This is a genomic window from Streptomyces sp. NPDC036813 (genome assembly GCF_055609245.1).
In genome coordinates this window covers 74127-96085 of record NZ_JBVJPV010000016.1, presented here as the reverse complement: position 1 = coordinate 96085, position 21959 = coordinate 74127, and the positions used below count along the sequence as shown (strand labels likewise).

Genomic DNA, 21959 nt, shown 5'->3' with positions numbered 1-21959 from the left:
ACGAGCGTCGGGTGGAAGCGCACCGGGTGGCCCCGGGCTCAGTTGGCGGAGGCGTGCGCCGGGGAGGGCACACGGGTGGGGCAGGGCTCGGCCGCCGGCACCTGATGGTCCGACGGCGCCGACTCCGGCTGGGCGTCCGCAGATTCCAGACGGAGCATGGCCTTCTCGTCCGGGGTGCCGGGGGCCGCCTGGTAGACCACCATCCGCTGGCCGCCCGTCCGCGCCAGTCGCATGACCTCATAGGTCAGGGTCATCGGTCCGGCCTTCGGATGCCGGAAGGACTTCTGCCCGCCGCCGCGCTCGCAGACGTCGTACCGCTCCCACAGCCGCGCGAATTCCGGTGACTTCAGCACCAGTTCGCCGACGAGTGCGGTCAGCTCGGGGTCGTCCGGGTCGGCCCCGGCGACCGCGCGCAGATGCGCCACCGAGAGCGCGACCGTTTCCTCCCACGGCTCGTAGAGCGTCCGGCCGACCGGGTGGAGGAAGAGATAGCGGGTCAGGTTGCGCTGGTTCTCCGGCCAGTCCCACAGCCCGGGCATCAGTCGCCGGCCGGGCGGGTTCGCGGCCAGGACGCGGTTGTACCGGCTCACCACATACGCGGGCAGCGGGCGTACCGACTCCAGCATGCGCACCACCGAGTGCCGGACGGTGTGGTCGGAGGACGCCGGCAACTCCGAGACCCGGCCCGAGGCCAGTTCCGCGAGCTCGTGCAGGCGTTCGTATCCGTCGCCACGCAGCCGCAGGGCGCGGCCGAGGGCGTCCACGACGGCGGGGGAGGGGTTGGTCTCCCGGCCGCGCTCCAGGCGGATGTAGTAGTCGACGCTCACCCCGGCCAGCGCGGCCAGCTCCTCACGGCGCAGGCCGGGAGTGCGGCGCAGTCCCCCGCCGGCCGGGAGACCGACGTCCTCGGGGCGAACCTGCGCCCTGCGAGCCTTCAGGTACCGGCCGAGCTCCGTGCCCCTCGTATCCGCTGCTGCTGCCATCCGGTCATTGTCGCAGGCGGTCAAGGAACGTGGGGGGCCGTGTCAGGGCCTGGAACGCCACACCCCGGGTACAGCGCGGTCTGCCGGGCGGGCTGGCGCGGGCGCAGAGTTGATGCCGGAGCGGGCGGTCCGACCGCCGGAGCCCAGGGGGTGCGAGACACCGGACCGCGGCCCCGGCGCACCGCGACCGCCCGCCCTGTCCTCTCCGATGAGTCCTCACGTGCACATGCCCAGGAGTTCACCATGCCTGCCACCCCGCTCCCGTCTTCGTCCACCGCCTCCCCCCACGGGCACGACGACGAGCCGTCGGCGCCCGTGCTCCGACGGCGCCAGGCGGACGGGGCCCGAGCAACCGCTCCGCCCCCCGAGCCCCCCGCCGTGCCGCGGCGGAGCGGCGTCGCGCTGGTCGCTTCGCTGCTCGGGTTCACAGTGATCACCATCGATGTCTCGGCCGTGAACATCGCGCTGCCCGCGATCCGGGACTCCCTCAGCGGCGGGATGACCGGGCTGCAGTGGGTGGTGGACGCGTACACCCTGATGTTCGCGGCCCTGATGCTCTCCGCGGGCGCCCTCGCCGACCGGGCCGGTGCCCGCCGCGCCTACGTCTGGGGCGTCGCCCTGTTCACCCTCGCCTCCCTCGGCTGCGCGCTCGCGCCCGGCATCGGCGTGCTGGTCGGCGCACGCGTGGCACAGGGCGCCGCCGCCGCGGTCGTGATGCCGGCCTCGCTGGCGCTGATCCGGCAGGCCTATGAGGACGCGCGGGCGCGCGCCCGCGCCATCGCGCTGTGGACGGTCGGCGGATCGGTGGCGATGGCCGCGGGTCCCGTGCTGGGCGGTCTGCTCACCGACTCGGCCGGCTGGCGGACCGTCTTCCTCCTCAACCTCCCCGTGGGCGCGGTGATCCTGGGCCTGGTGGTCCGGATCCCGCGCTCCCCGCGCCGGCCCGCCGCGCTGGACGGCGGCGGACAGCTCACCGCCGTGGTGGCCCTGGCCGGGCTGGCCTTCGCGGTGATCGAGGGCGGCCACCTGGGCTGGACCAGCGGCCCCGTGCTGGCCGCCGCCGCGCTCGCCCTCGCGTCCGGGTACGCCTTCCGCGTGGTGGAGGCCCGGCACCGCCAGCCCATGGTCCCGCTCGGCATGCTGACGAACCGCCGGGTGGCCGTCCCGCTCGCGGTCGGCTTCGCCGTCAACGCCGCTTTCTACGGCGGGATCTTCCTGCTCGGGCTGTACTACCAACAACTGCGCGGGATGACGGGGATCGCGGCCGGGCTGATGTTCGTCCCGATGTCGGCGGTGGTGACGGCGACCAACCTCGTGTCACCGCGGCTGGCGGAGCGGATCGGTCGGCGGCCGGTGATCGTCGCCGGGCAGCTGGTCTTCACCGGGGCGATGCTGGCCATGCTGCCGCTGGCCGCGCACACCCCGGTGTGGCTGGTGCTCGTACTGCTGCTGCCGCTGAGCGTCGGTGGGGCGCTGGCGGTGCCCGCGCTGACCGCGTTGCTGTTGGACGCCGTCCCGCAGGAACGCGCGGGGACCGCGTCAGGGCTGCTCAACTCCCTCCGCCAGACCGGCGGTGCGCTCGCCGTCGCCCTCTTCGGCAGCCTGCTCGCCGGCCCCGGCGGCACCTTCTCCCTCCCGGGCATGCGCATCGGCCTCCTCGCTGTCGCCGCCCTCCTCCTCGTCACCGCCGCCCTCTCCCGCCTCCTGCTGCCCCGTGGCTGACTCCGTGAATGGCAGAGCCTTCGCCGTACCCCGGAAGTACTACGGGTACGGGGTGGGAGCCCCAACCCTGGGTCACCTGGCAGCCGGATGGTCCGGGCACCGGCCGGTCCGACACCGTGGGGTGATCACCGACCCACGGGAGGACCCCCATCGTGCGTACTGTCGTCGCGGCCGGCGCCGCCGCGCTCGCTCTGGCGTTTACCGCGTCCACCGCCCCCGCACAGCCCGCGGCACCCCGCCCCGACGGGGTGTGGCGGACGGACGGCTACGGCACCCTCGTCGTCCTCGACGGCGACACCCTCCAGGAGTACCAGACGACCGCCGTCGGCTTCGGGGGCTACGCCGGCGACGACCGCTCCTACGCCGCGCAGCTGCGTGAGCTGGACACCGCCCTGGACACCGTGTTCACCGCCGACCGCGCCCACTGCCTGCGCGGCCTGATCATCGACCTGCGGGTCAACGGCGGCGGCTCCGACGCCCTTGGCGTCCACCTGGCCGGACGGTTCACGGACACGCCGTACACCGCCTACGCCAAGCGCGTACGCAACGACCCGCGCGACCCCGTCCGCCACACCCGGCCCGAGCCGGTGCCGGTCCTCCCCTCGCCCGCGCCCCGCTTCACCGGGCCCGTCGCCGTCCTGACCGGCGGCTCCACATTCAGCGCCGGAGAGACCTTCACCCAGGCGCTGATGGCCCGTCCGGGCCGGACGGTGCGGATCGGACAGGCCACCCAGGGCCTGTTCTCCGACGTCATGCACCGATACCTGCCGAACGGCATGACCGCCTGGCTGCCCAACGAGGAGTTCCTCGACGCCGCGGGTCGCACCTACGACGGCACCGGCATCCCGCCCCACGTCGCCGAGCCGGTCTTCACACTTGAGGAGTTCGCCGAGGGACGCGACTCCGCGTTCGACCGCGCGGTGGACGTACTGCGCCGTCGCTGACCCCAGACTTGCGGCAGCAGCGAGAGCTGGGGGAGCAGCAGCAAGCCTGCAACACCGCCATACAAGATCACAAGCAGGACAGAGCTCCAACGCTCCGACCGCGCCCCTGTGGCGGTCGGGGCCCTCCCAGGTCCGCGTCGAGGGATCACAGGTCCTGGGCGTCGGCTCGATCACGGCGGATGAACCCCTTGTTCTCCGGTGTGTGCGGGGCGACGTTCCCCCGTGTGTGCGGGGCGACACGGCGGAATGGTTCCGCCCGGCACGCAGGTCCGGAGAAAATGGCCGCAAACGCCAAGGGCCCGCACCGCGGCCGTTGTTGGGGGACGCGACCGGGCCGCGCCATCCGGGGGGATGTCATGAACACAGCCGTACGTACACGAGCGGCGGACAGAGGACGGGGAGTGCTGGAGGGGGCGTTCGCGCTCCTGGAAGCCCTGCGGCAGCACGGCGACGAGGCGGGGGTGACCGAACTGGCGGTCGCTTGCGGGGTGCCCAAGAGCACGGCTCACCGGCTGCTGGAGCAGTTGGTGGCACTGGGGGCAGTGGAGCGCCGTGGCGTGCGCTACCGGCTGGGCGCGCAGCTCTACCGGCTCGGACAGGCGTGGCAGCCGCACCCGGGGTTGCGCATGGCGGGACGCCTGCCGCTGCACCGGCTGAGGGCCGCCACGGGAGGCAGCGCGGTGCTGGCGGTGATGCACAAGGAGCGGGCTCTGACGGTGTGTTCGGTGCCCGGCCGGATAGAGCCACTCGTGCCGGTCCGTAACGGCGAGGCGTTCTCGCTGGACACGGCGCTGGGCAAGGCCCTGCGAGGTCCGGTGCGCAGCGGCCCCGTCCTGGACCGGGAGGATGTGGTGGCCGGGGTCTGCTGCGCCGCGCTGCCGGTGCGGCTCCCGGCGGGGGCCGTGGTGGGGGCGGTGGCCGTGATGGTCGAGGCCGGGCAGCGGCTGGAGGCGGCAGCGGACCGGGTCGCCGAAGCAGCCGCCGCCGTCACCCGTGCACTGGGCCGGTCCGGGATCGAGGCACGTCCGTGAGGGCGTGCCCGGCCGCGCACGTCCGTGAGGGCGTGCCCGGCCGCGTTCCGCTCAGTGGAACGCGCGTAGATGCGAGGCGCTGGCGGCGGGCAGGGTGGATGCGTGCCGGGGGAGGCACAGGCTTCGCAGGGCAAGGCGGGGCCGCCATCTCACTCAAGGGGGAAGCAACCATGCGTGGAATCGCTCGAGTGGCCACGGCCGCTCTGCTCTCGTTGGGCAGCGTCACCGGATTCGCCGCGGCGGCCCAGGCCGAGCCGATCGACTACGTCCGCATCGAACTGCTGGAGCTGACGTGTCACCAGCAGAGCGAGGGTGATCACGACGAGGCCTACCTGAAGGTCACCGACGCCAACGGAAACGCCGTCAAGGTGTGGCCGGGAAGCCTCAAGTACCAGACGATGGGCCCGGGTTACGTCCGTCCGATGACCGATGGCAACGGCAACGCGGCCCTCGTCCTGGGCAAGCAGCAGGCGCGCACCATGACGCTGTGGGACTACGACACGACGAGCAGCGACGACAAGCTGGGTTCGACGCTGGTGACGGGCAGTGAGGCGGGTGCCGAGATCCAGTACCGCTCGCTCGAGGGGTCCGGCGGCGTCTACACCATCGCCTACCGGGTCATCGACATCTGACGGTCCCAGCGGTCTCGCGTCGACGGCCTGCCGGGCGGGTACTCCCCACCCGCCCGGACGCGATGCCCCGCGCCCCCCATCGGCGCGCGGGGCAACGCGTCCGGGCCGCGGGCCGGCCCGGTGCGGGCGCTCATGATCAGGAGATCCGCAGGGCAGGGCGACGAGGGTCCGTCACCGCGGCCGCCGAGGGGGCAGGGCGCGCACGGCCGTGAGCGCCCTGCCCCTTCGATGCGTGGGCTCGCGGCCCGTGACCGAGCCGGCCGACGGCGACCCTGCTCGCTCCCGTGCCCTGACCGGTCGGCGTGTTACCGCAGTCGGACGATGCGGGGGGTGGGACGTCCGTGGATGCGGTGCGAGATTCGGCCAGCGAAGCCAGTACGGGGTCCCGGCCGCTCAGGGCCGGTCGACGGTCATCGGTGAGAGCGGACGCTCGAAAAACGTTTCCAGGACCACTGTGGCCTGCGTTCCGCTGACTCCGTCGATGGCGTAGATCCGGCGCAGCACGTCCTGTAGTTGCTCGGTGGTCGCGGTTCTGACCTTCACCAGCACCGAGGCGCTGCCGGCGATGACGTGCGCCTCCAGGATTTCGGGGATCGCGGCGAAGTCCTGCGCCGAATCACCCATCCAGGATGACGAGTCGACCATCACGTAGGCCAGGACGACGCTGCCCACGGAGGCCGGGTCGACTTCGGCCGTGGTGCGCCGGATGACGCCGCGCTCTCGCAGCTTGCGCACCCGCTCGTGGGCGGCACCGGCGGACAGGCCGACGGCCTGTCCGAGCGCGGCGTAGGACAGGGTGGCGTCCTGCTGGAGCTGGACCAGCAGCGCACGATCAATGTGATCCACAACTCTCCATTCGGCATTCACTGGTCATGACCATACTGCATCCTGCAACATGCGCTTTGTGCCGATTCACATTCGGCACTCCATGACCTTCGTGAGGAGTCGACTCCATGAGCGGCGGGCGCCCGAGTCTGTACGAGATGTTTGACGACCGGTTCCGCACCGGCAGGTGCATGAACGGTGATGACGCACTGGAGGTCCTGTACACCGGCTGCCGTTGGGCCGAGGGGCCCATCTACCTGCCCGCCTGGCGCCAGGTGATCTGGAGCGACATCCCCAACGACCGGATGCTGCGGTGGGACGAGGAGACCGGCTCGGTCGGTGTCTTCCGGCGCTTCGCCGGACACACCAACGGCAACACCCTCGACCGCGAGGGCCGGCTGATCACCTGCGAGCAGGGCAACCGCCGGGTGACCCGGACCGAGCACGACGGCACCGTCACCGTGCTGGCCGAGCGCTGGCAGGGCAAGCGCCTGAACAGCCCGAACGATGCGACCGTGAAATCCGACGGCTCGATCTGGTTCTCCGACCCGGACTTCGGCATCACCAGCGACTACGAGGGGCACCGCGCGGAGAGCGAGATCGGTTCCAACAACGTCTACCGGATCGACCCGGCCACGGGTGAAGTACGGCTGGTCGCGGACTGCTTCGGCGCGCCGAACGGGCTGGTCTTCTCGGCCGACGAGCGACAGCTCTTCGTCTCCGACACCAAGGCGGGCGTGATCCGTGTCTTTGACGTACGCGACGACGGCACCCTGTCCGAGGGCGAGGTCTTCGCCGAGGCCGGAGTCCGCGAGAAGGCCGGCTTCGACAACCTCCGCTTCGACGACGGAGGCCGGCTGTGGGTGGCGGCGATGGACGACGGCGTGCACTGCTACGACCCCGACGGCACCCTGATCGGCCGCCTCGACGTCCCTGAGAGCGTCGCCAACATCTCCTGGGGCGGCCCCAAACGCAACCGCCTCTTCATCACCGCGCAGACCAGCCTGTACTCGGTCGTCATGGGCGTCACCGGCACGCACCCGACCGGACCGGGGCGACGGCCCTGGCTGGAGCCGGCGCCCCGGTGAACCCCCGCTGCCGGCTGCGGTTGCGCCCGGCGGTCCAAGGTGCCGCCGGCGGGGCGTCGTGGTGGGGTTGGGGGGCCGTGGTCATGCCGGGGCAGACCGCCAGGACGCGGATGCCGGAGGCGTGGTGGGCTGACCACAGTGGGTGCTGACCAGGAGCTGCCTGAAGTGGGAATGGGCTCACCCGGTCGCGGTCGTCCCGTCTCCTCGGAATGTGCGTCAGCAGCTTTATGGTGCGCACTTTTCTTTGGACCGACGGTCATTCGTATTCTCTCGGAGGGGAGGTCACGCACAGAATCCGCTGCTTTAGCGAAACATCTCTGGCGAAAGGCGGCGCGGTCGGCTGGGCGCCCTTGAACGCGCCGTGTCGCGCCGGGCGGGGAACGAAAAGCATTGCTCCGGCCGACCGGGGCATGGTGCCCAGGGCAATGCCGCTTGTGTGCGTCCGCGGTTTGCCGCGCGCGTGGAGCGGGCCGAGCGGCTGGGGCAGGCCGAGCCTGTGCGGCGGAGGGACGGACTACCTCGCCGCCTCGACACGGCCGGCGGTGTCGGGAACCTCCACGGCCACGGGCTCCGCGCAGGCCGCCGCGGCCCGGCTGCGGAGGCCGAAGGCGCTGACGAAGGCGGCGACGAGGGCTGCGACCAGCGGCACGATCAGAGCGGCCTGGTAGCCGTCCAGGAGCTGCGCCGGCGAGGTGCCGTCCGTGGCCCCCGTATTGACGGCGGCGACGGAGGACAGACCGAGAGCGGCGCCGAACTGGAAAGACGTGTACAGCAGCCCGCCGGCGACGCCCTGCTCCTCCTCGGCGATGCCGTCGGTGGCGACAGGTTGTCTACTTCGCCCCGGACTCCCTGCGCTGGGAGGCTCTGGGTGTGGGTCACTCGACGTGGCCGGCCTGGCTGGTGTCCGGGGCACTCGATGAGTTCTACGCAGGTCTGCGCTGGTCCGGCTGGCACGAGGAGGTACGGGCGCTGGACGGTGAGCAGGGCCTGTCACTGTTTCCACCGCTGTGGTCTGGCGAGGCCCGTCAGGACATCTCCGCGACCAGCCGCCGCGCCGTGTCCATGAGGGAGTTGCTCGGCGTCGCCCGGGATTCGTGCCGGCACTTCGACGGCGTTGATCCGGGCTTTCTTGGCACCGTGTGAACCGGCCGCCCGGTCCAGCCGGCGATTGCAGAGACCAGGGGGCAGCCCTGGAGTGGCGTCCTGGCGGCGACGGTCAGCAGGCGTCGTACTTCCACGCGCCCCTCTCGAACGTCCACGGCTGCGCCTGCTGGTCGAACCTGGGCAGGCCCTTCACCTTGTACGAGACGCGGCCCATGCCCCCGGAAACCGTGGCGTGCACGTCCGTCGCAGGGTGATCGGGCCCGTAGCCCTTCGCGGCCTGCTCCACGGTGGCCGCGTACACACCCGGGTCGGCCTTGGCCCGACAGCGCTTTGACAGGAAGGCGTAGGCGCTCACTCCGTTCCCCGCGAAGTAGAGATCCGCGTACGTTCCCGCGACGCGTTCCAGGTCGACGCTGTCGGCCGGTACCGGGGTATCCGTAGGCGTCTTCGCGGCCGTGGTCGGGCTGCTGCTCGGGGTGTCCGCCCTGTCGTCGCCGGAGGAGCAGGCGGTGAGCGTGGCGAGCAGGGCGGCGGCGAGTGTGACGGCGGCGATGCGCATGTGTCCCCCGGGGCGGTCGGTGTATCCGGGCATGGTGACATACGGGCATGACAGCGCCCCGCCGGCGGGGGACTTGCGGACGCCGATGCCACCACGGGTGCGGGCTTCAGGCTTCACCAGCGTGACGTTCAGCGTCTTCCTGCTGTCTCAGCGGGCCCGGCGATCCGGGATGGGGTGTGCCCGGCACCTCGGGCGTTGTACCGGGCCGGTGTGCACGAGGACCATCGGGACCATCCTGGCCGTGATCGGCATCGCGCTGTGGATCATGGACTCCGTCCATGCCGGCGCAGGACGACCTCGGGGAGGTGCCGGCCTTCGGCGAGGGTGCGGTGTCCACCGCGGAGGGGTCGGCCGAGGAAGCCGAGGGCTGACGGGGCGGCTGGTACGCGCAGGCGGTTGTCAGTTCGGGGGGACGGGGCCGCGGTAGGGGAGGGTCTGGCTGTAGACGACGCTCGTGGTGGTGCTGCCGAAGCCGGCCAGTTCGTCCATGAGGGTCTCCAGGTGTTCCATGGAGGTCGCGGCCACCTTGAGGGTGTAGCAGTCGTGGCCGGTGGTGCGAAGGCACTCCAGAATCTCGCGGCGTTCAGCCAGAAGGCGGCGCAGGGGTTCGTGGCGGTTGCCCGGATACTTGAGGCTGACGACGGCGAGGACGGGGTAGCCGACCTTGGCCAGGTCGATCTCGGCACGGTAGCCCGTGATGACGCCCAGGGCCTCCAGATTGCGGACGCGTTCGGTGGTGGCCGACGGGCTGAGGTTCACGCGGCGGCCCAGCTCGCTGAGGGAGATGCGGGCCTCCCGTTGCAGCTGTTCGATGATCGCCCAGTCGACGTGGTCAAGATTCCCGGCCATGCGGCGAAAGTACCAGCAAATTCACGGAGAAGGAGCAGCCACGCAGCGAGGCTTCCGTTACGTGCGCCATGATCGCCGGGATAGCCTCGAGTCATGCAACTGGGCGTCAATGTACCGAACTTCGGCCCGGGGACCGATCCCGGCATCCTGCGTGAATGGGCGCGGCTCGCCGAGGGGCTCGGCTTGGGCGCCCTCATGGTGTCGGACCATGTGGCGGTCACCCCTGACGTGGCCGAGCGGTACCCGGAACCGTTCTACGAGCCGTTCACCACTCTGTCGTGGCTGGCCGGCCTCACCACCACGGTGCGGCTGGGTACGACCGTGCTCGTCCTGCCCTACCGGCATCCCCTGCTGGTGGCCCGCATGGCTGCCAACCTCCACCAGCTGAGTGACGGTCGCTTCGTCCTCGGCGTGGGCGTGGGCTGGGCCCGGCAGGAATTCGAGGCCCTGGGCGTGCCGTTCACGGCGCGTGGCCGGCTGACGGACGAGTGTCTTGGCATCCTTCGGGAGGCCAGAGAGCTGGGGCGCCAGGAGAGCGACGTTCCTGTCTGGGTCGGCGGCCACAGTGAGGCGGCTTTGCGGCGCGCCGTGAGATTCGGTGACGCCTGGCACCCGCTGCGGCTGTCCCTCGCCCACATGCGCGCGTCCCTGCGACGGCACGCACTACCGGCATTCGCCCCCCGCATCGCCCTGCGCGTCACCAGCGCACCGGTCGACGCCTCCGACCGGCCCGCCGGCGTCGGCACCGTCGAACAGATCCTCGACGACCTTGACCAGTTGCGCCTGCTGGGCGCGGACACCGTCGTACTGGACCCCTACCACGGGGACCCGGAAGAAACACGTCGGCCCGACGCGGCATGGCGGGCACTCACCACCGTGGCCACTCACTGGAGCACTCGATCATGATCACCTCGGCCGACGAGGCCCTTCTGCGGCGTGCCATCGCCATCGCCGCGCATGCGGTCACCCTGGGCGACGCGCCCTACGGATCCCTCCTGGCAGGGCCGGACGGCACCGTGCTCGCGGAGGCCCACAACACGGTCCGGCGGGACAACGACATCACGGCCCACCCCGAACTCAAACTCGCCCGCTGGGCGGCCCGCGAACTCGACCCGGACATCGCTGCCCGTACCACCCTCTACACCAGTTGCCAGCCGTGCGGCATGTGCGACGGCGGCATCATGCGCGCCGGCATCGGCCGGGTCGTCTACGCCCTGTCGACCGAGCAGCTCGTCGCGATCCACCCGCCATCGGGCGCCTGGCCGACGGTGCCGCACGACGGTCCGGCCCTCCACCACGAGGCGCGTGACCCCGTAGCGGCCTATTACCGGCCCACCCGATGACCGCGACCGGCCATCCGTCCAGGACCGGAGGGGCAGACCGGTCTGCTCGGTGATCAGTGGATCCTCGGGCCGTACGTGCCCCGGCCCACCGCGAATCGGGCCCGTCAGTTCCCCCACGACTGGGGGAGTGGAGTGGGCCGGGGTTGCTCTCTCTCGGTGTGTCCGTTGTGGTGGACGATCCGCTGCACACCTGTGCGCGGCGTGTCAGGAGCTGCCACTGGCGAGGCGTCGTCGGCCCGGGCTGCGCACGGCCATCACCGACCGGCCGGCCTTCAACGGCGCCCACACCCAGGCCGGCAGCCGTCGTACGGCGTCACCCGTTCCTGCACCCGAGTGGCGCGCACGTCACGGCGCGCGGGACTTTCCGACGAGGTTGGATGCACGCCACTTGTGCTTCCGCGCGCCTCTACCGGCCGGAGCACGAAGCTGCCACCATCGCCCTGCGCGGCTCACGGCCGCGGCCACGGACACGGCGACCGGGGGACGCATGACGCGGCGATGGCTGGTGACGGGGTGCTCTTCGGGGCTCGGGCGGGCGCTGGCAGGCGCCGCCGCCCAGGCCGGCGACCTGGTGGTCGCCACGGCCCGCAGGCCCGCCACCTTGGATGACCTGGCTGACCGGTACCCGGACCGGGTGTCGGCGGTGGCTTTGGACGTGTGCGACGCCGAGCAGTGCGAAGCGGCGGTCGCCCACGCGGTCGATCGCTTCGGCGGCGTCGACGTGCTGGTGAACAACGCCGGGGCAGGGCTGTTCGGCGCGGTCGAAGAGGTGTCCGACGACGAACTACGCCAGCAACTCGAGGTGTTGACCGTAGCGCCGTGGCGGCTCACCCGCCTGGTGCTGCCCCTGATGCGCCGTCAGGGGTTCGGGCACGTCGTCAACGTCTCCTCGATCGCCGGACGGATGGGGTTGCCGGGCCTGTCCGCCTACGTGACCGGCAAGTACGCGCTGGAAGGGATGAGCCAGGCTCTGGCAGCGGAAGTCGCGCCCTTCGGCATCCGGGTGCACGCCGTCGAGCCCGGCGGTTTCGCCACCCACTACGGCACCTCGCTGGCCGAGGCCGCCGGCCGCATCCAGGCCTACGCGCAGAGCACGCAAGACGTCGAGGCAGGTCTGCGGGGCATGCCCGGCAACCCCGCGCTGAGCCAGCCCGAACTGTTCGCCCACCACGTCCTGCGCCTGGTGGCCGCGCCCACGGCACCACTGCGCGTACCGATCGGCGCGGACGCCTACGACTTCCTGGAGGCGGTCGAGGCAGCGGGCCGTGCCGAGTTGGCGTCCGCGCACGCCTTCGTCCACGACCCCGCCGAGCGCTCTGGGGTAGACGCGGCACCCGCGACGCCCACTGTGTGACAACGGCGCCCGTGTTGATTCGCGCCCACCGCGGGCAAGGACGCACGCTCGGGCAGACCGGACCCGCGACGGGGACAAGCCGTGCGCGACGAGTTGATCCGGCGAGCCGGCGGGTACGTCCGGGCCGACGTCGACGCCCGGATCGCCCACGTCCTGTCCGCGCACCGCGGGCACTACCGCGATCCGGCCGCCCGCGAGGTTGCCGCCGTTCTTCTGCCGCCGCCGGTTCTCGCGCACGCCGTGCTGCTCGCCGAACTCGCCCGCTTGGTCCCCGGCGCCGTGGTTCTTCCGGACAGCTGACATCAGTGCACCCTGGTGCGGATCTTCAACACGAGGCGGTGATCCCGCGCACTGCCTAAGAGTTCTGCTGTGCCTGGAAGACCATGAGTGCCAGCTGGACCCGGTTGTCCAAGCCGGTCTTGGTGAGCGCGCGGGAGATGTGTGTCTTGACTGTGCCTTCGCTCATGAAGAGCGCCTTCGCGATTGTCGCGTTGGAAGCGCCTTCAGCGACAGCCTCGGCCACGGCGCGTTCTCGATCGGTGAGCGCCTCCAACGTCTGCCGTGCTCTGGCGGTGGCGGAGTCGTTGGCTGCGCGAGTGTGGCGTGCCACGAGTTGGCGGGTGATCGTTGCCGAGAACGCGGATTCCCCCGATGCGGCAAGGTGAATCGCGTGGCAGAGCTCCTGCGGCGCGACGTCTTTGAGCAGATATCCGCTCGCGCCGGCCTGCAAGGCGTCGAGGACGTGTGTGTCCAGGTGGAAGGTGGTCAGCATCAACACCGCGACCGACGGCACCGCCGCACGGACACGCCGGGTGGCCTCGACGCCGTTCATCTCCGGCATCTGCAGGTCCATCAGCACGACGTCGGGACGGTGCTGCGTCGCCGCGATGACGGCCTCGGCTCCGCCGGACGCCTCGGCGACGATGGTGATGGTGGGGTCCACCGAGAGGACCATCGACAGCCCGGCGCGGACCATCGCGTCGTCGTCGACGATGAGCACCGACGTGGGTGCGCCGGGAGCGCTGCTGGAAGGTGGAGAGCTGGTCATCGCAGGGGCACTCGCGCAGACAGTCGGAACTCGTGGGTGTTCTCACCGCGGTCGACGACTTCGTGTTCGGCGACGCCTCCCACGGTGGCGATGCGTTCGATGAGACCGCTCAGCCCGGCGCCGGTTCCGGGCAAAGCTGACTCGGTTTCTTCGATCGGGTTGGTGATCGTGATGAGGGCATCACTGCCCTCGCGGCGAACGTTCACCGTTACCAGTGCGCCAGGGGCGTGCTTGCGCGCGTTGGTCAGCCCCTCTTGCACGACGCGGTAGATGTGCTCGGCGTTCGGGGGTTCCCGCAGCGCGGCTGTGCCGGCGGTGTTGCCGTTGTCGTCGGGCAGATCAAGGTGCGCGACGATCAACTGACCGGCTTGTCTGGCTTCGTCGATCAATCCCGCAACGGTGTGCTCGTGCTCTGAGCCTTGCGGTGTCACGACGGTGCCGTCGCGCAGCATGCCGATCACGGTGCGCAGCTCGTCGAGTGCACTGATCGCAGTGGTGCGAATCGTCGCGGCTGTTGTGCCGACATTCTTGGCGTTGTCCCCCGCGACCGCGAGCCCGCCGGCGTAGAGCGCGATCAGTGAGATGTAGTGCGCGACCGAGTCGTGCATGTCCCGGGCGATTCTGGCGCGTTCGGCCATCTGGATCTGTTCCGCACGCTGCTCTCGCTCGCGCTCGATACGGGCCGCTCTGTCCCGGTAGACCGCGACCAGGTCCTGCTGCTTCTGCTGCAGTGCGCCCCAGGCCACGACGGCGAGTGCGATCGCGGTGTTCACCACCACGGTCAGACTCAGCGCCGAGTTGGCCGGATACAACAGCCAGAAGACCATGGCGCCGGCGATATCGGCCAGCGCCACGACGAACGCCGGTTCCATACGCCGGCTGCGTGCCACGGCGAACAGAGCCACATAGTTGGCTACACCGGCGGTGGCGCAAAACGCCCCAACGACCGCCAGCACCAGACCGACCACGACCGGAGCACGGTAACGGACCAGCAGCACGAGACTCGCGACGGCGCCCACGCAGATGTCGAGGACGCGCCAGCCTCCACCCGGGCGTTGCTCGAGGACCAGGAACAGCATGGCGAGCCCACCGGCGAACGAGGAGAGAACCAGCAACGCCGAGCGGCCGCGCTCGATCCACGGCCCTCGACGCACCGGTATCTCGTCGTTGCGGCCGCCGGCGACGGCGAGGGGAGGAGACGACACCGGACCACCCTAGACCGCCGGCCTCGACGAAGCAGTCAACGAAAGTCGTAGAAGGGATCGGCCGTTCGTGGACTCGATCGGTCCCGATCGGCAGACGTCCGGCGCATCGGCCGGCCGACATGGTTGAGGACATGAACACCACACGTCCTCGCCGATACCTGATCACGCTGCTCGGGCTGGACCCGACCGACCAGCGCTCCACCACCCGGATCCGCTTCGCAGTCACCACGACGGCCGCCTTCGCGACCGCCGTGCAGATCATCGCCTGGCTGCTGATGGGCATCTTCCGCACGCATCTCGACGGTCCGTGGTGGCTCTGGACGCCCGGCAGCGCCCTCCTCGTCAACGCTGCGCTGCTGTCCGTGGACCACGTCCGCGACCAGTGGTCACGCGCCGGTTCAGCGCACAGCCTCCAGACCGGAAACCTCGGTACAGACGACGTCGCCCGGGAGTCACTGTGACCACGCCATCGAACACCCAGAACCTGTCTGCCTCGTCTCGTCACACAGCCGGCGCATCGGACCTGCCCACCACCACGTTCGCCGGCCGGGCGGGGATGGCAGTGGGTGCCCTCTCGGTGCCGATGGTGGCCTTGTACTTCGTCTACTCGGGACCACCCCCACAGTGGAACGTCCTCACACGTAGCCTGCTGACGCTGGTGATCATGGCCGTGCTGACGGCCTTCGGGGTCGCTCTGGCACGCCTGCTTCCCAGGGACGACACGGGCCGGCGCCCCATCGTCGGTCAGCTCACCATCGTGTCGCTGCTCACCTACGTCGCGGTCATCCTCTTCGCCACCTCGCTCGAGGCCGGTACCCCCTTGGCCTTCCCGGACCGGGGGATGGACCCGACCACGGACGGCCCTTTGGCGGCCGCCATGGCATTGGCTCATGGTCCGATCGCACACCTGTGGATCGCGATGTTCTTCCTCGGGTTCGCCCGTGCCGCGCAGCAGTTCACGACAGCCGCGTCACGGATCGTGCCACGGTGGACCCTGCGCGGTGCCATCGTCGTCGGAGTCGTCAACCTCCTGGCCATCCCGTCGCTCTACTTCGGCATGGACGCCACCCACTTCTACGCCATCAACGGGTGGGGTGCGGATGCCCTCGTCGGTCTGATCACTCTGGCCTGGGTCGGCTTCATCGGTCTGGGCATCCACCGGGCGTCACCTGGACGCCTGACCCCACGGCGTCCGCCCGCTGAGACCCCCGCGCGCACTTGATCGAGGCCCAGGGGTGGCCCTGCCCGGGTCCGCATCTGGCGCGGGCAGGACCGCGCCTTCGCGGAGCCGGGTGGAGCGGCGAGCACGCGCCCGGCCGCTCCTCGGAAACATCGGCCTTGTCGCGGGGCGGGACGTAGACGTTGTAGCCGTGTGCTTGCCGGCGTTTCCGGCCGCATCGAAGGCGTATGCGAGTAGCCAGTTGGGGCCTGAGTGGGGCGGCTTGACTGTGGTTCCTTGGCCGTGCCGTTGGTGGCTGTCACGGTGCCCCAGCCGCCCACGCCGTCGACGGTGTAGGTGAACTTCGCGGCGTGGACCGGCAGGCAGCACGGCTTCGAGAGCGTCCGGGGCGGCCCGCGCGGATCGATCGCAGTGCCGCCCAGGTGTGATGCCATGGGTGCGGCGGTAGGTCGCTGGCAGCCGGTCAAGTTCGGCACCGGCCCCGCCACCCTGAACTCCGAGTGTCGATGGCCCAGCACGGTCCGGGACGCGGTGAAGGACCGGGTGACGGCATCGATGACGGCCTCGGCGAGCCGGTGGCCGCCGTGGGCGGCCGTCCAGCAGGCATGGGTGAGAGACGGAAGGGCATCCGGGGTGAGGAACCGGGCGCCGCCCGTCGACGTCATGGGCCTGGAAGGAGTGAAAGGTGAAGGGCTTTCGCAGCTTCATCCTGCGCGGCAATGTGGTCGACCTGGCGGTCGGCATCGTCATCGGAGCGGCGTTCACCGCCGTCGTCAACGGCTTCGTCAGCGCCTTTTTGACCCCGCTCGTGGGACTGGCGACCGGTGCCACCGGCGACATGGCCCGCAAGACTTTCACAGTAGGCGCCACCAAGTTCCCCTACGGAACCTTCATCAACGCGGCGATCAGCTTCCTCCTCCTCGCCGGCGCTCTGTACTTCCTCGTCGTCCTCCCGATCAACAAGCTGCACGAGCGCCTCGCTCCCCACCACGACGTCCAAGCCCCCAAGCGGGATTGCCCCGAGTGCCTCAGCCCCGTCCCGGCCCAGGCCCGACGCTGCGCCTCCTGCACCGTCCCTCTGCCTGCGGTACCCGCTCAGGCCGGGGAGACAACTCAGCGGGCCGGGTGACCTACCCCTGATCGATCGGTGACAGCCGCCGTGGTGCGCCAGCGGTGCTGCGTGCAGGGGCAACACCGGTCACCTCTCGTCGTAGTGGCCGGGGCCATGGACGCCCGCAAAGCGCGAGGGGCTACGCCGGAGTCGGCGTAGCCCCTCGGTATGTCCGCGGCCGCCGCACCGTTGTCCGCTTCAGCCCGAGGGCAGAGCGCATCGAGCAGGTCTACCGCGCGGTGCGCCGCCAGAACGTACGCCCACGGAGGACACACAGATCAACACCGCGCCGCCGGCAGAACCTGAAGAGGCCGTCACCGAGGTGCCCAGCGAGGGCAACGGGCTGCCGCACGAGCCGACCACCACGCCGGCGCCGCCCAAGGACTGACCCAACGCCGAGTCTGCGGTCCCTCGTGTGGGAGTCCTGATGCGAACCTCAGCTTCCCCTTGGACTGCGTGGCGCAGGAAGTCAGCAGCGCCTACAACGAACTGCAACTCAGCCACACACGCCCCAATGCGACAGTCTCTGTGACGGCACCGGCCTCCATCACCTGGTCACTCACGGCCGGCCAGTAGCCGGGGGAGGGGAGGCAACCGTCCTTGCTTCCCACCTCATACCCCCGGTTCGGTTGCCTGCCCGATGCGTACCGCCTCAGCTCGGTGGGGCGTTCCGCGTGAGCTGGTCGGCCCGCCGCCGGACGGAGCCCCGGCGCGTCTTACGGGCGGCCGTCGGGCCCCAGTTGCCGGTGGCAGGCGGCCCATGCCGCGGAGGAGAGCAGGTCGCGCGACCGAGTGAAGAGGCCGTACAGGGCGGTGCCGTAGCGGGCGGCCAGGTCCTCGTTGTGCGCGAGGACGTCGAGTTCGTTGGCGGCGGTGATCTCCACGAAGGCACGCAGGTCGGTGTCGGAGGGGGTGTGCTCGTCTCCGGTGAAGCGGTCGCGGAAGACCACCGGAGCGTCCCCGCCGAGGAGGGGATATACGGCTGCCCGGTCGCAGCTGCCGTAGAGGTGGACCAGCGCCTCGGCGTGCTCGCCGATGAGGTCGGCCAGAGTGGCGCGTTCGGTCGTCCTGAGCAGGGGCTGGACGAATCCGTCGGTGCCGTAGGCGGCATGGCACAGTCCCGCCGCCTGGACGTCGGGATCGGCTCCCCACTCGGCCAACGTCCGTGCGACGCGCAAGAGATGGGCCAGCAGGGTGCCGCCGGGGTGGGGGATGCGGTCGGCGCCGTGGTCGCGCAGGAAGTCCTCGACGTGGGTCCAGGGGGACACGGATTCGCTCGGGCTCGTCGTCACGTTACGAGTCATAGTCGTGACCCGACGTTCGGAGCAACCCGATCCGCGGTGATGTGCCACCCCCCGTTCCCTCCCGAGGTGGGCCGGATCAGGGGGCATCGGTCCCGACGACCCGGAAGTGCTGAGTGACGACGAGGGCGCTGTCGCCGACTACCGCGGTACGCCCCGGGAAAACGCCCACACCCCCACTCCGGAAGAGCGCCTCGTGGGCCACCTCTCACGCGGCGGCATCGCGGTAACCGCGTCCCCCCGTTGCGGACGTGCCCGCGTTCGGACAGGGGGCACTACCGACCGGGACGGCTGCCGGGTGAGTCATCCGGGCCGTGCGTCGGCGGTCATCCCTCACCCCGCGGCCCACTCCGCGAACTCTTCCACCACCTTCCTGAGCCGCCAGTCGGCCTCCTTGGTGAAGATGCCCCGCAGCTCGGCGACGGGGACCGCGGCCGGGCGGTAGTCCTCGTCCTCGTAGAGGTCCTCGTGGTCCGGGTCCTCCATCGGATCGCCAGGGACCCCCACGAAAGGGCCCTCCCACACCTCGGGGTCATCCGCGGTGCTTGGGTTGTGCTTCCACACGGCACCGGCGCGCACACACACCTCGCCGAGATACCAGGCGGGGACGGTGACTTCGGGGGTCTGCCGGGCTGCGCGCACCTGTGCCGCCGTGCCGAACCGGGCCCTGAACACCGCCTCCAGCCGGTCGACCGATTCCGGCGAGAAGTCCCAGACACCCGGGTGGGCGGCGCTCCACGCCGGGAACGCGGCCTCCTGCTGCCGCAGCCACGCGTGAAGGCGGGGGTGGTCCGTCCACTGCTGCTCGCTCATGCCGACAGGGTACGGGCCGGGCGGAGGGTGCGACCAAGCCTCTGCCGAACCCGTCTCGAGAGCGTTCTCAGGCGTAACGAACGTACGGAAAAGGGAAGTTGAGCGCGACGCGGGCGGGAAAACCTTGGGTTTCCTGTGCGTCGGGTGACTAGCGTGTCCGTTCGACGCCGTGAGCACGGGGGCCCTGGCGTCGCACCGTTTCCTCCCCACCGGCTCTGGGCTCCCGGGGAAGACAGATTCGCGTGAACCATCCGAACAGCAGACGCGGCGGACGCATATGGGCGCGCGCGGCCGTCGCGCTCGCCACCGTCGGGATCCTCTCCTTCAGCGGCCTGCCGCAGCTTCAGGGCACAGCGGACGCGGCCGTCCGGGCGCAGCGCTGCGACGAGATGTTCGACCTGACCGGCACCACCCCGACCAACCCGGCCGACCTGCCGTGGGCGGGCGGGGACGCGGTCCGGCCCGAGGCCGACTGGGACACCTACGGGTACACGAACCAGCGGATGGCCATGAACGGCCTCACCTTGCCGGACGATCCGGAGCAACGCGACGAGATCCTGGACAAACTCACCAAGCCCTACAAGTCGTACGCCGAGGGGACCAAGGAGCGCGTCTACGCCACCTACAAGAACTACCTCCAGCGCAACGGAGGCACCGACACCAAGTACGGCGGCTTCCAGAACTGGCTGCAAGAGGCCTACATCGACGTGTACGGCCGCAACCCGCGCGGCAACGCCTTCCACGCCAAGATCGTCAAGGACCTCGGGCTGACCGGGCCGGACTGGATCTGCGAGGAAACGGTCACGGTCACCGACCCGGAGACGAAACAGCCCTACAAGCGGCGGTTCGACGCCTTCAACCGCAGGACTCAGGAAGCAGTCGAGATCAAGTCCGGCGGCAACCACGACGCCAGCCAGGCCCCGAAGGACCGTGCGTTCCTGAAGGACCCCAAGTACAAGGACTACAAGCTCCGGTACGCCTTCGGTGAGACGCAGTCCGAGGACACCCGGCGGTTCACGGCCGGGCTCAAGCAGCTCGCGGGCTCCGGCCGGGTGACCACGTACGAGCACATCGCCACCCCGGAGCCGGAGTACACCCCGGGCAAGTACACCGCCCAGGACACCTCCAAGAGCATCGGCCGCGGCTCCGAGGTCGTCCGGGAGTCGCCGCAGACCGCCGAGGAGATGGCGCAGCGCAACGCGAGGATGCGCGCCGGAGACCCGCAGGGCCTGCGCGGGCGCGGGCCGGGCGGGGTGGACTTCTCCACCCTCGAACTGCGCTTTGTGGGCAAGCCGGTCAAGGGCCAGGGCCTGAACTACTCGTTCGGCGCGAAGAAGGTCGACGAGTCCACCGGCCTCGGCTACGGCGGCAAGGAAAAGGCCCAGCTCATCTCGGACAGCTTCTTCACCTGGCTGGCCCTGACGCCGGACCGGTTCTGGGTCAACCTCAACCCGGACCAGCCCGACCGGATCATGGACAAGACGTTCGGCACGACCGACGCCGGCCGCGTCCTCCTCCAGGCCGACCTGCAGATGAAGCACGACTTCGCGAGGGACATGGACCCGCGCACCGGGGTGGGCAAGAAGCTCTTCGACACCCTCGCGGCGGAGAACATCCCCTGCACCCACGGGGTGCGGAACTGGATCGTGCCCAAGCCGGCGGTGGTGCGGGAACAGGACGGCGGCCTGTACATCCTGGACGCCCCGCTGCAGGTCAACTCCGTGCCGCAGGAGGTCAAGACCCCGAGCCCGAACGGTCCGTGCAACCTCACCGAGGCCCAGCACAAACGGGTACAGCAGCTGATGGACTCGATGATCGTGCCCGACATCGAGAAGAAGGTGAACACCGGCGCCACGTACGCCGACCTGCGCCGCGTCTACAGCGCGCGGGTCGCGGCCGAGTGGATCCGCCGCCAGGACGCCGCGTCCCCGACGGACTACCACGCGTTCATCAACAGCAACAAGGTCACGGACTGGCCGCTGCGGGGCAGCAACCGCTCCTGGACACCCCAGCAGACGTACAAGGACTACGTGAAGTCCTTCACCGAGGGTGACTACAGCTACCCGTGCGAGAAGGCCGGCCAACCGGCCACCTGTGTGTCGGGCGGTGTCGACTTCTCCAAGGCGCCGAAGAAGGACATCGACAAGGCGCAGTTCCGCACCCAGCACACCTATCTCCCGCGCACGACGGAGATCTCCGTCAAGGCCATGACGGACGACGCCGAGAACAAGGGCCTGCTCGCCCTCGGCGGCAACACAGCCGCGCACACCGGGACCGGCGGGGGCACCCCGACGCCCACGCCCACACCCACGCACAAGCCGACACCGACCCCCAGCGGCGGCTCGTCGACTCCTGCGGCCACGCCCACCCCCAGCCCCGGGCACACCGCCCGGGGTGACGGCCACCAGCCGCCGTCCGCACCGCCGAGCGACAACGGCGGCGGGGGCGGTCTGGCGAACACCGGTACCGAGATCGCGGGCGTCGCGGTGGCAGCAGTACTGCTGCTTGCGGCGGGCGCAGGACTCGTCTGGTGGCGCCGCAGATCCACCGCGACGCGCTGATCCGGCCGGACCGAGCGTCCCAGGGGGCGGGGCCGGCCACGGCCCCGCCCCCTTCGTCACTCGAGCAGGGCGGCGCGCCAGCGCCCCCTGGCTCGCCTCTGTTGCGCCGCATCGGGCCCACGGTCTGGCCGCCGCGCACCGTCGCCAGCACGTAGTCGACGCGGGGCAAGCCGACGGAAGCCGGGCACGGAACAGACGCTCGTGCCGGGCCCGGTGCAACGAGGCGGGCTGACTGCGTGCGGTGGGCCGCGGCACACCACTGCGCCCGGATGCCGCGCGTGAGCTCGCCGCGCGCCTGCGGTCGGC

General features: G+C 70.6%; 21 protein-coding genes and 2 pseudogenes. 14 read left to right on the top strand and 9 right to left on the bottom strand.

Annotated elements, in window-relative coordinates:
- Positions 1 to 38: 38 nt before the first annotated feature.
- Entirely contained in the window at positions 39 to 983 is a 945-nt protein-coding gene (locus ACZ67Q_RS29665; protein ID WP_471188292.1) for a helix-turn-helix domain-containing protein, read from the bottom strand.
- Between the two features lie 243 nt (positions 984 to 1226).
- On the opposite strand from ACZ67Q_RS29665, the gene ACZ67Q_RS29660 reads away from it, so the two are divergent.
- From ACZ67Q_RS29660 to ACZ67Q_RS29645, 4 genes and pseudogenes are all read left to right on the top strand, one after another.
- Complete coding sequence (locus ACZ67Q_RS29660) at positions 1227 to 2705, top strand: MFS transporter (protein WP_471188290.1); 1479 nt, start codon at positions 1227 to 1229, stop codon at positions 2703 to 2705.
- Positions 2706 to 3031: 326 nt separating this feature from the next.
- A pseudogene (locus ACZ67Q_RS29655) lies at positions 3032 to 3649 on the top strand (S41 family peptidase); the annotation flags it as partial.
- Positions 3650 to 4005: 356 nt separating this feature from the next.
- Positions 4006 to 4680: a helix-turn-helix domain-containing protein gene (locus ACZ67Q_RS29650; protein ID WP_471188287.1), complete on the top strand. Its 675-nt coding sequence runs from the start codon at positions 4006 to 4008 to the stop codon at positions 4678 to 4680.
- Between the two features lie 170 nt (positions 4681 to 4850).
- Positions 4851 to 5312, top strand: coding sequence for a hypothetical protein (locus ACZ67Q_RS29645; RefSeq protein WP_471188285.1), 462 nt, complete (start codon positions 4851 to 4853; stop codon positions 5310 to 5312).
- A 393-nt stretch (positions 5313 to 5705) separates the two neighbouring features.
- On the opposite strand, the gene ACZ67Q_RS29640 is transcribed toward ACZ67Q_RS29645, so the two are convergent.
- Positions 5706 to 6158, bottom strand: coding sequence for an Lrp/AsnC family transcriptional regulator (locus ACZ67Q_RS29640; protein WP_471188282.1), 453 nt, complete (start codon positions 6156 to 6158; stop codon positions 5706 to 5708).
- A gap of 107 nt (positions 6159 to 6265) precedes the next feature.
- Here ACZ67Q_RS29640 and ACZ67Q_RS29635 point away from each other — a divergent pair, with 107 nt between their 5' ends.
- Positions 6266 to 7225: an SMP-30/gluconolactonase/LRE family protein gene (locus ACZ67Q_RS29635; RefSeq protein WP_471188279.1), complete on the top strand. Its 960-nt coding sequence runs from the start codon at positions 6266 to 6268 to the stop codon at positions 7223 to 7225.
- Between the two features lie 514 nt (positions 7226 to 7739).
- On the opposite strand, the pseudogene ACZ67Q_RS29630 reads toward ACZ67Q_RS29635, so the two are convergent.
- Positions 7740 to 8048: pseudogene (locus ACZ67Q_RS29630) on the bottom strand (MFS transporter); the annotation flags it as partial.
- 47 nt (positions 8049 to 8095) lie between these two features.
- On the opposite strand from ACZ67Q_RS29630, the gene ACZ67Q_RS29625 reads away from it, so the two are divergent.
- Positions 8096 to 8368, top strand: a complete 273-nt coding sequence (locus ACZ67Q_RS29625; RefSeq protein ID WP_471188277.1) for a DUF2625 family protein — start codon at positions 8096 to 8098, stop codon at positions 8366 to 8368.
- Between the two features lie 73 nt (positions 8369 to 8441).
- On the opposite strand, the gene ACZ67Q_RS29620 is transcribed toward ACZ67Q_RS29625, so the two are convergent.
- Entirely contained in the window at positions 8442 to 9005 is a 564-nt protein-coding gene (locus tag ACZ67Q_RS29620; protein WP_471188275.1) for a hypothetical protein, read from the bottom strand.
- 282 nt (positions 9006 to 9287) lie between these two features.
- Positions 9288 to 9737: an Lrp/AsnC family transcriptional regulator gene (locus ACZ67Q_RS29615; RefSeq protein WP_471188272.1), complete on the bottom strand. Its 450-nt coding sequence runs from the start codon at positions 9735 to 9737 to the stop codon at positions 9288 to 9290.
- A 93-nt stretch (positions 9738 to 9830) separates the two neighbouring features.
- On the opposite strand from ACZ67Q_RS29615, the gene ACZ67Q_RS29610 reads away from it, so the two are divergent.
- The 4 genes from ACZ67Q_RS29610 (at position 9831) to ACZ67Q_RS29595 (ending at position 12734) form a co-directional block, all read left to right on the top strand.
- On the top strand, positions 9831 to 10643 hold the full coding sequence (locus ACZ67Q_RS29610) for an LLM class flavin-dependent oxidoreductase (protein ID WP_471188269.1): 813 nt from the start codon (positions 9831 to 9833) through the stop codon (positions 10641 to 10643).
- Positions 10640 to 11080 (top strand): nucleoside deaminase, encoded by a 441-nt coding sequence (locus tag ACZ67Q_RS29605; RefSeq protein WP_471188266.1) that lies wholly within the window; start codon positions 10640 to 10642, stop codon positions 11078 to 11080. Before ACZ67Q_RS29610 ends, ACZ67Q_RS29605 begins: the two co-directional genes overlap by 4 nt.
- A gap of 487 nt (positions 11081 to 11567) precedes the next feature.
- Positions 11568 to 12434, top strand: coding sequence for an SDR family oxidoreductase (locus tag ACZ67Q_RS29600; RefSeq protein ID WP_471188264.1), 867 nt, complete (start codon positions 11568 to 11570; stop codon positions 12432 to 12434).
- A gap of 81 nt (positions 12435 to 12515) precedes the next feature.
- On the top strand, positions 12516 to 12734 hold the full coding sequence (locus ACZ67Q_RS29595; RefSeq protein WP_471188261.1) for a hypothetical protein: 219 nt from the start codon (positions 12516 to 12518) through the stop codon (positions 12732 to 12734).
- Between the two features lie 55 nt (positions 12735 to 12789).
- On the opposite strand, the gene ACZ67Q_RS29590 is transcribed toward ACZ67Q_RS29595, so the two are convergent.
- Positions 12790 to 13482, bottom strand: a complete 693-nt coding sequence (locus ACZ67Q_RS29590) for a response regulator (RefSeq protein ID WP_471188258.1) — start codon at positions 13480 to 13482, stop codon at positions 12790 to 12792.
- Positions 13479 to 14687, bottom strand: a complete 1209-nt coding sequence (locus ACZ67Q_RS29585) for a sensor histidine kinase (RefSeq protein WP_471188255.1) — start codon at positions 14685 to 14687, stop codon at positions 13479 to 13481. The genes ACZ67Q_RS29590 and ACZ67Q_RS29585 overlap by 4 nt, the downstream gene beginning before the upstream one ends.
- A gap of 131 nt (positions 14688 to 14818) precedes the next feature.
- Between ACZ67Q_RS29585 and ACZ67Q_RS29580 the strand changes: the two genes are divergently transcribed.
- The 3 genes from ACZ67Q_RS29580 to mscL all read left to right on the top strand — a co-directional run bounded on the left by ACZ67Q_RS29580 (position 14819) and on the right by mscL (position 16996).
- A complete protein-coding gene (locus ACZ67Q_RS29580) occupies positions 14819 to 15148 on the top strand; it encodes a hypothetical protein (RefSeq protein WP_471188253.1) in 330 nt (109 codons plus the stop codon).
- A 95-nt stretch (positions 15149 to 15243) separates the two neighbouring features.
- Entirely contained in the window at positions 15244 to 15909 is a 666-nt protein-coding gene (locus tag ACZ67Q_RS29575) for a hypothetical protein (protein WP_471188250.1), read from the top strand.
- 643 nt (positions 15910 to 16552) lie between these two features.
- Positions 16553 to 16996 carry a large conductance mechanosensitive channel protein MscL gene (gene mscL, locus ACZ67Q_RS29570; protein ID WP_471188247.1) on the top strand — a complete coding sequence of 148 codons (444 nt, stop codon included), beginning with the start codon at positions 16553 to 16555 and terminating at the stop codon, positions 16994 to 16996.
- 698 nt (positions 16997 to 17694) lie between these two features.
- Here the strand turns inward: mscL and ACZ67Q_RS29565 are convergent.
- Positions 17695 to 18270: a DUF6817 domain-containing protein gene (locus tag ACZ67Q_RS29565; protein WP_471188245.1), complete on the bottom strand. Its 576-nt coding sequence runs from the start codon at positions 18268 to 18270 to the stop codon at positions 17695 to 17697.
- 342 nt (positions 18271 to 18612) lie between these two features.
- A complete protein-coding gene (locus ACZ67Q_RS29560; protein WP_471188242.1) occupies positions 18613 to 19092 on the bottom strand; it encodes a hypothetical protein in 480 nt (159 codons plus the stop codon).
- A 242-nt stretch (positions 19093 to 19334) separates the two neighbouring features.
- On the opposite strand from ACZ67Q_RS29560, the gene ACZ67Q_RS29555 reads away from it, so the two are divergent.
- Positions 19335 to 21653 (top strand): LPXTG cell wall anchor domain-containing protein, encoded by a 2319-nt coding sequence (locus ACZ67Q_RS29555; protein ID WP_471188239.1) that lies wholly within the window; start codon positions 19335 to 19337, stop codon positions 21651 to 21653.
- Positions 21654 to 21959 lie beyond the last annotated feature (306 nt).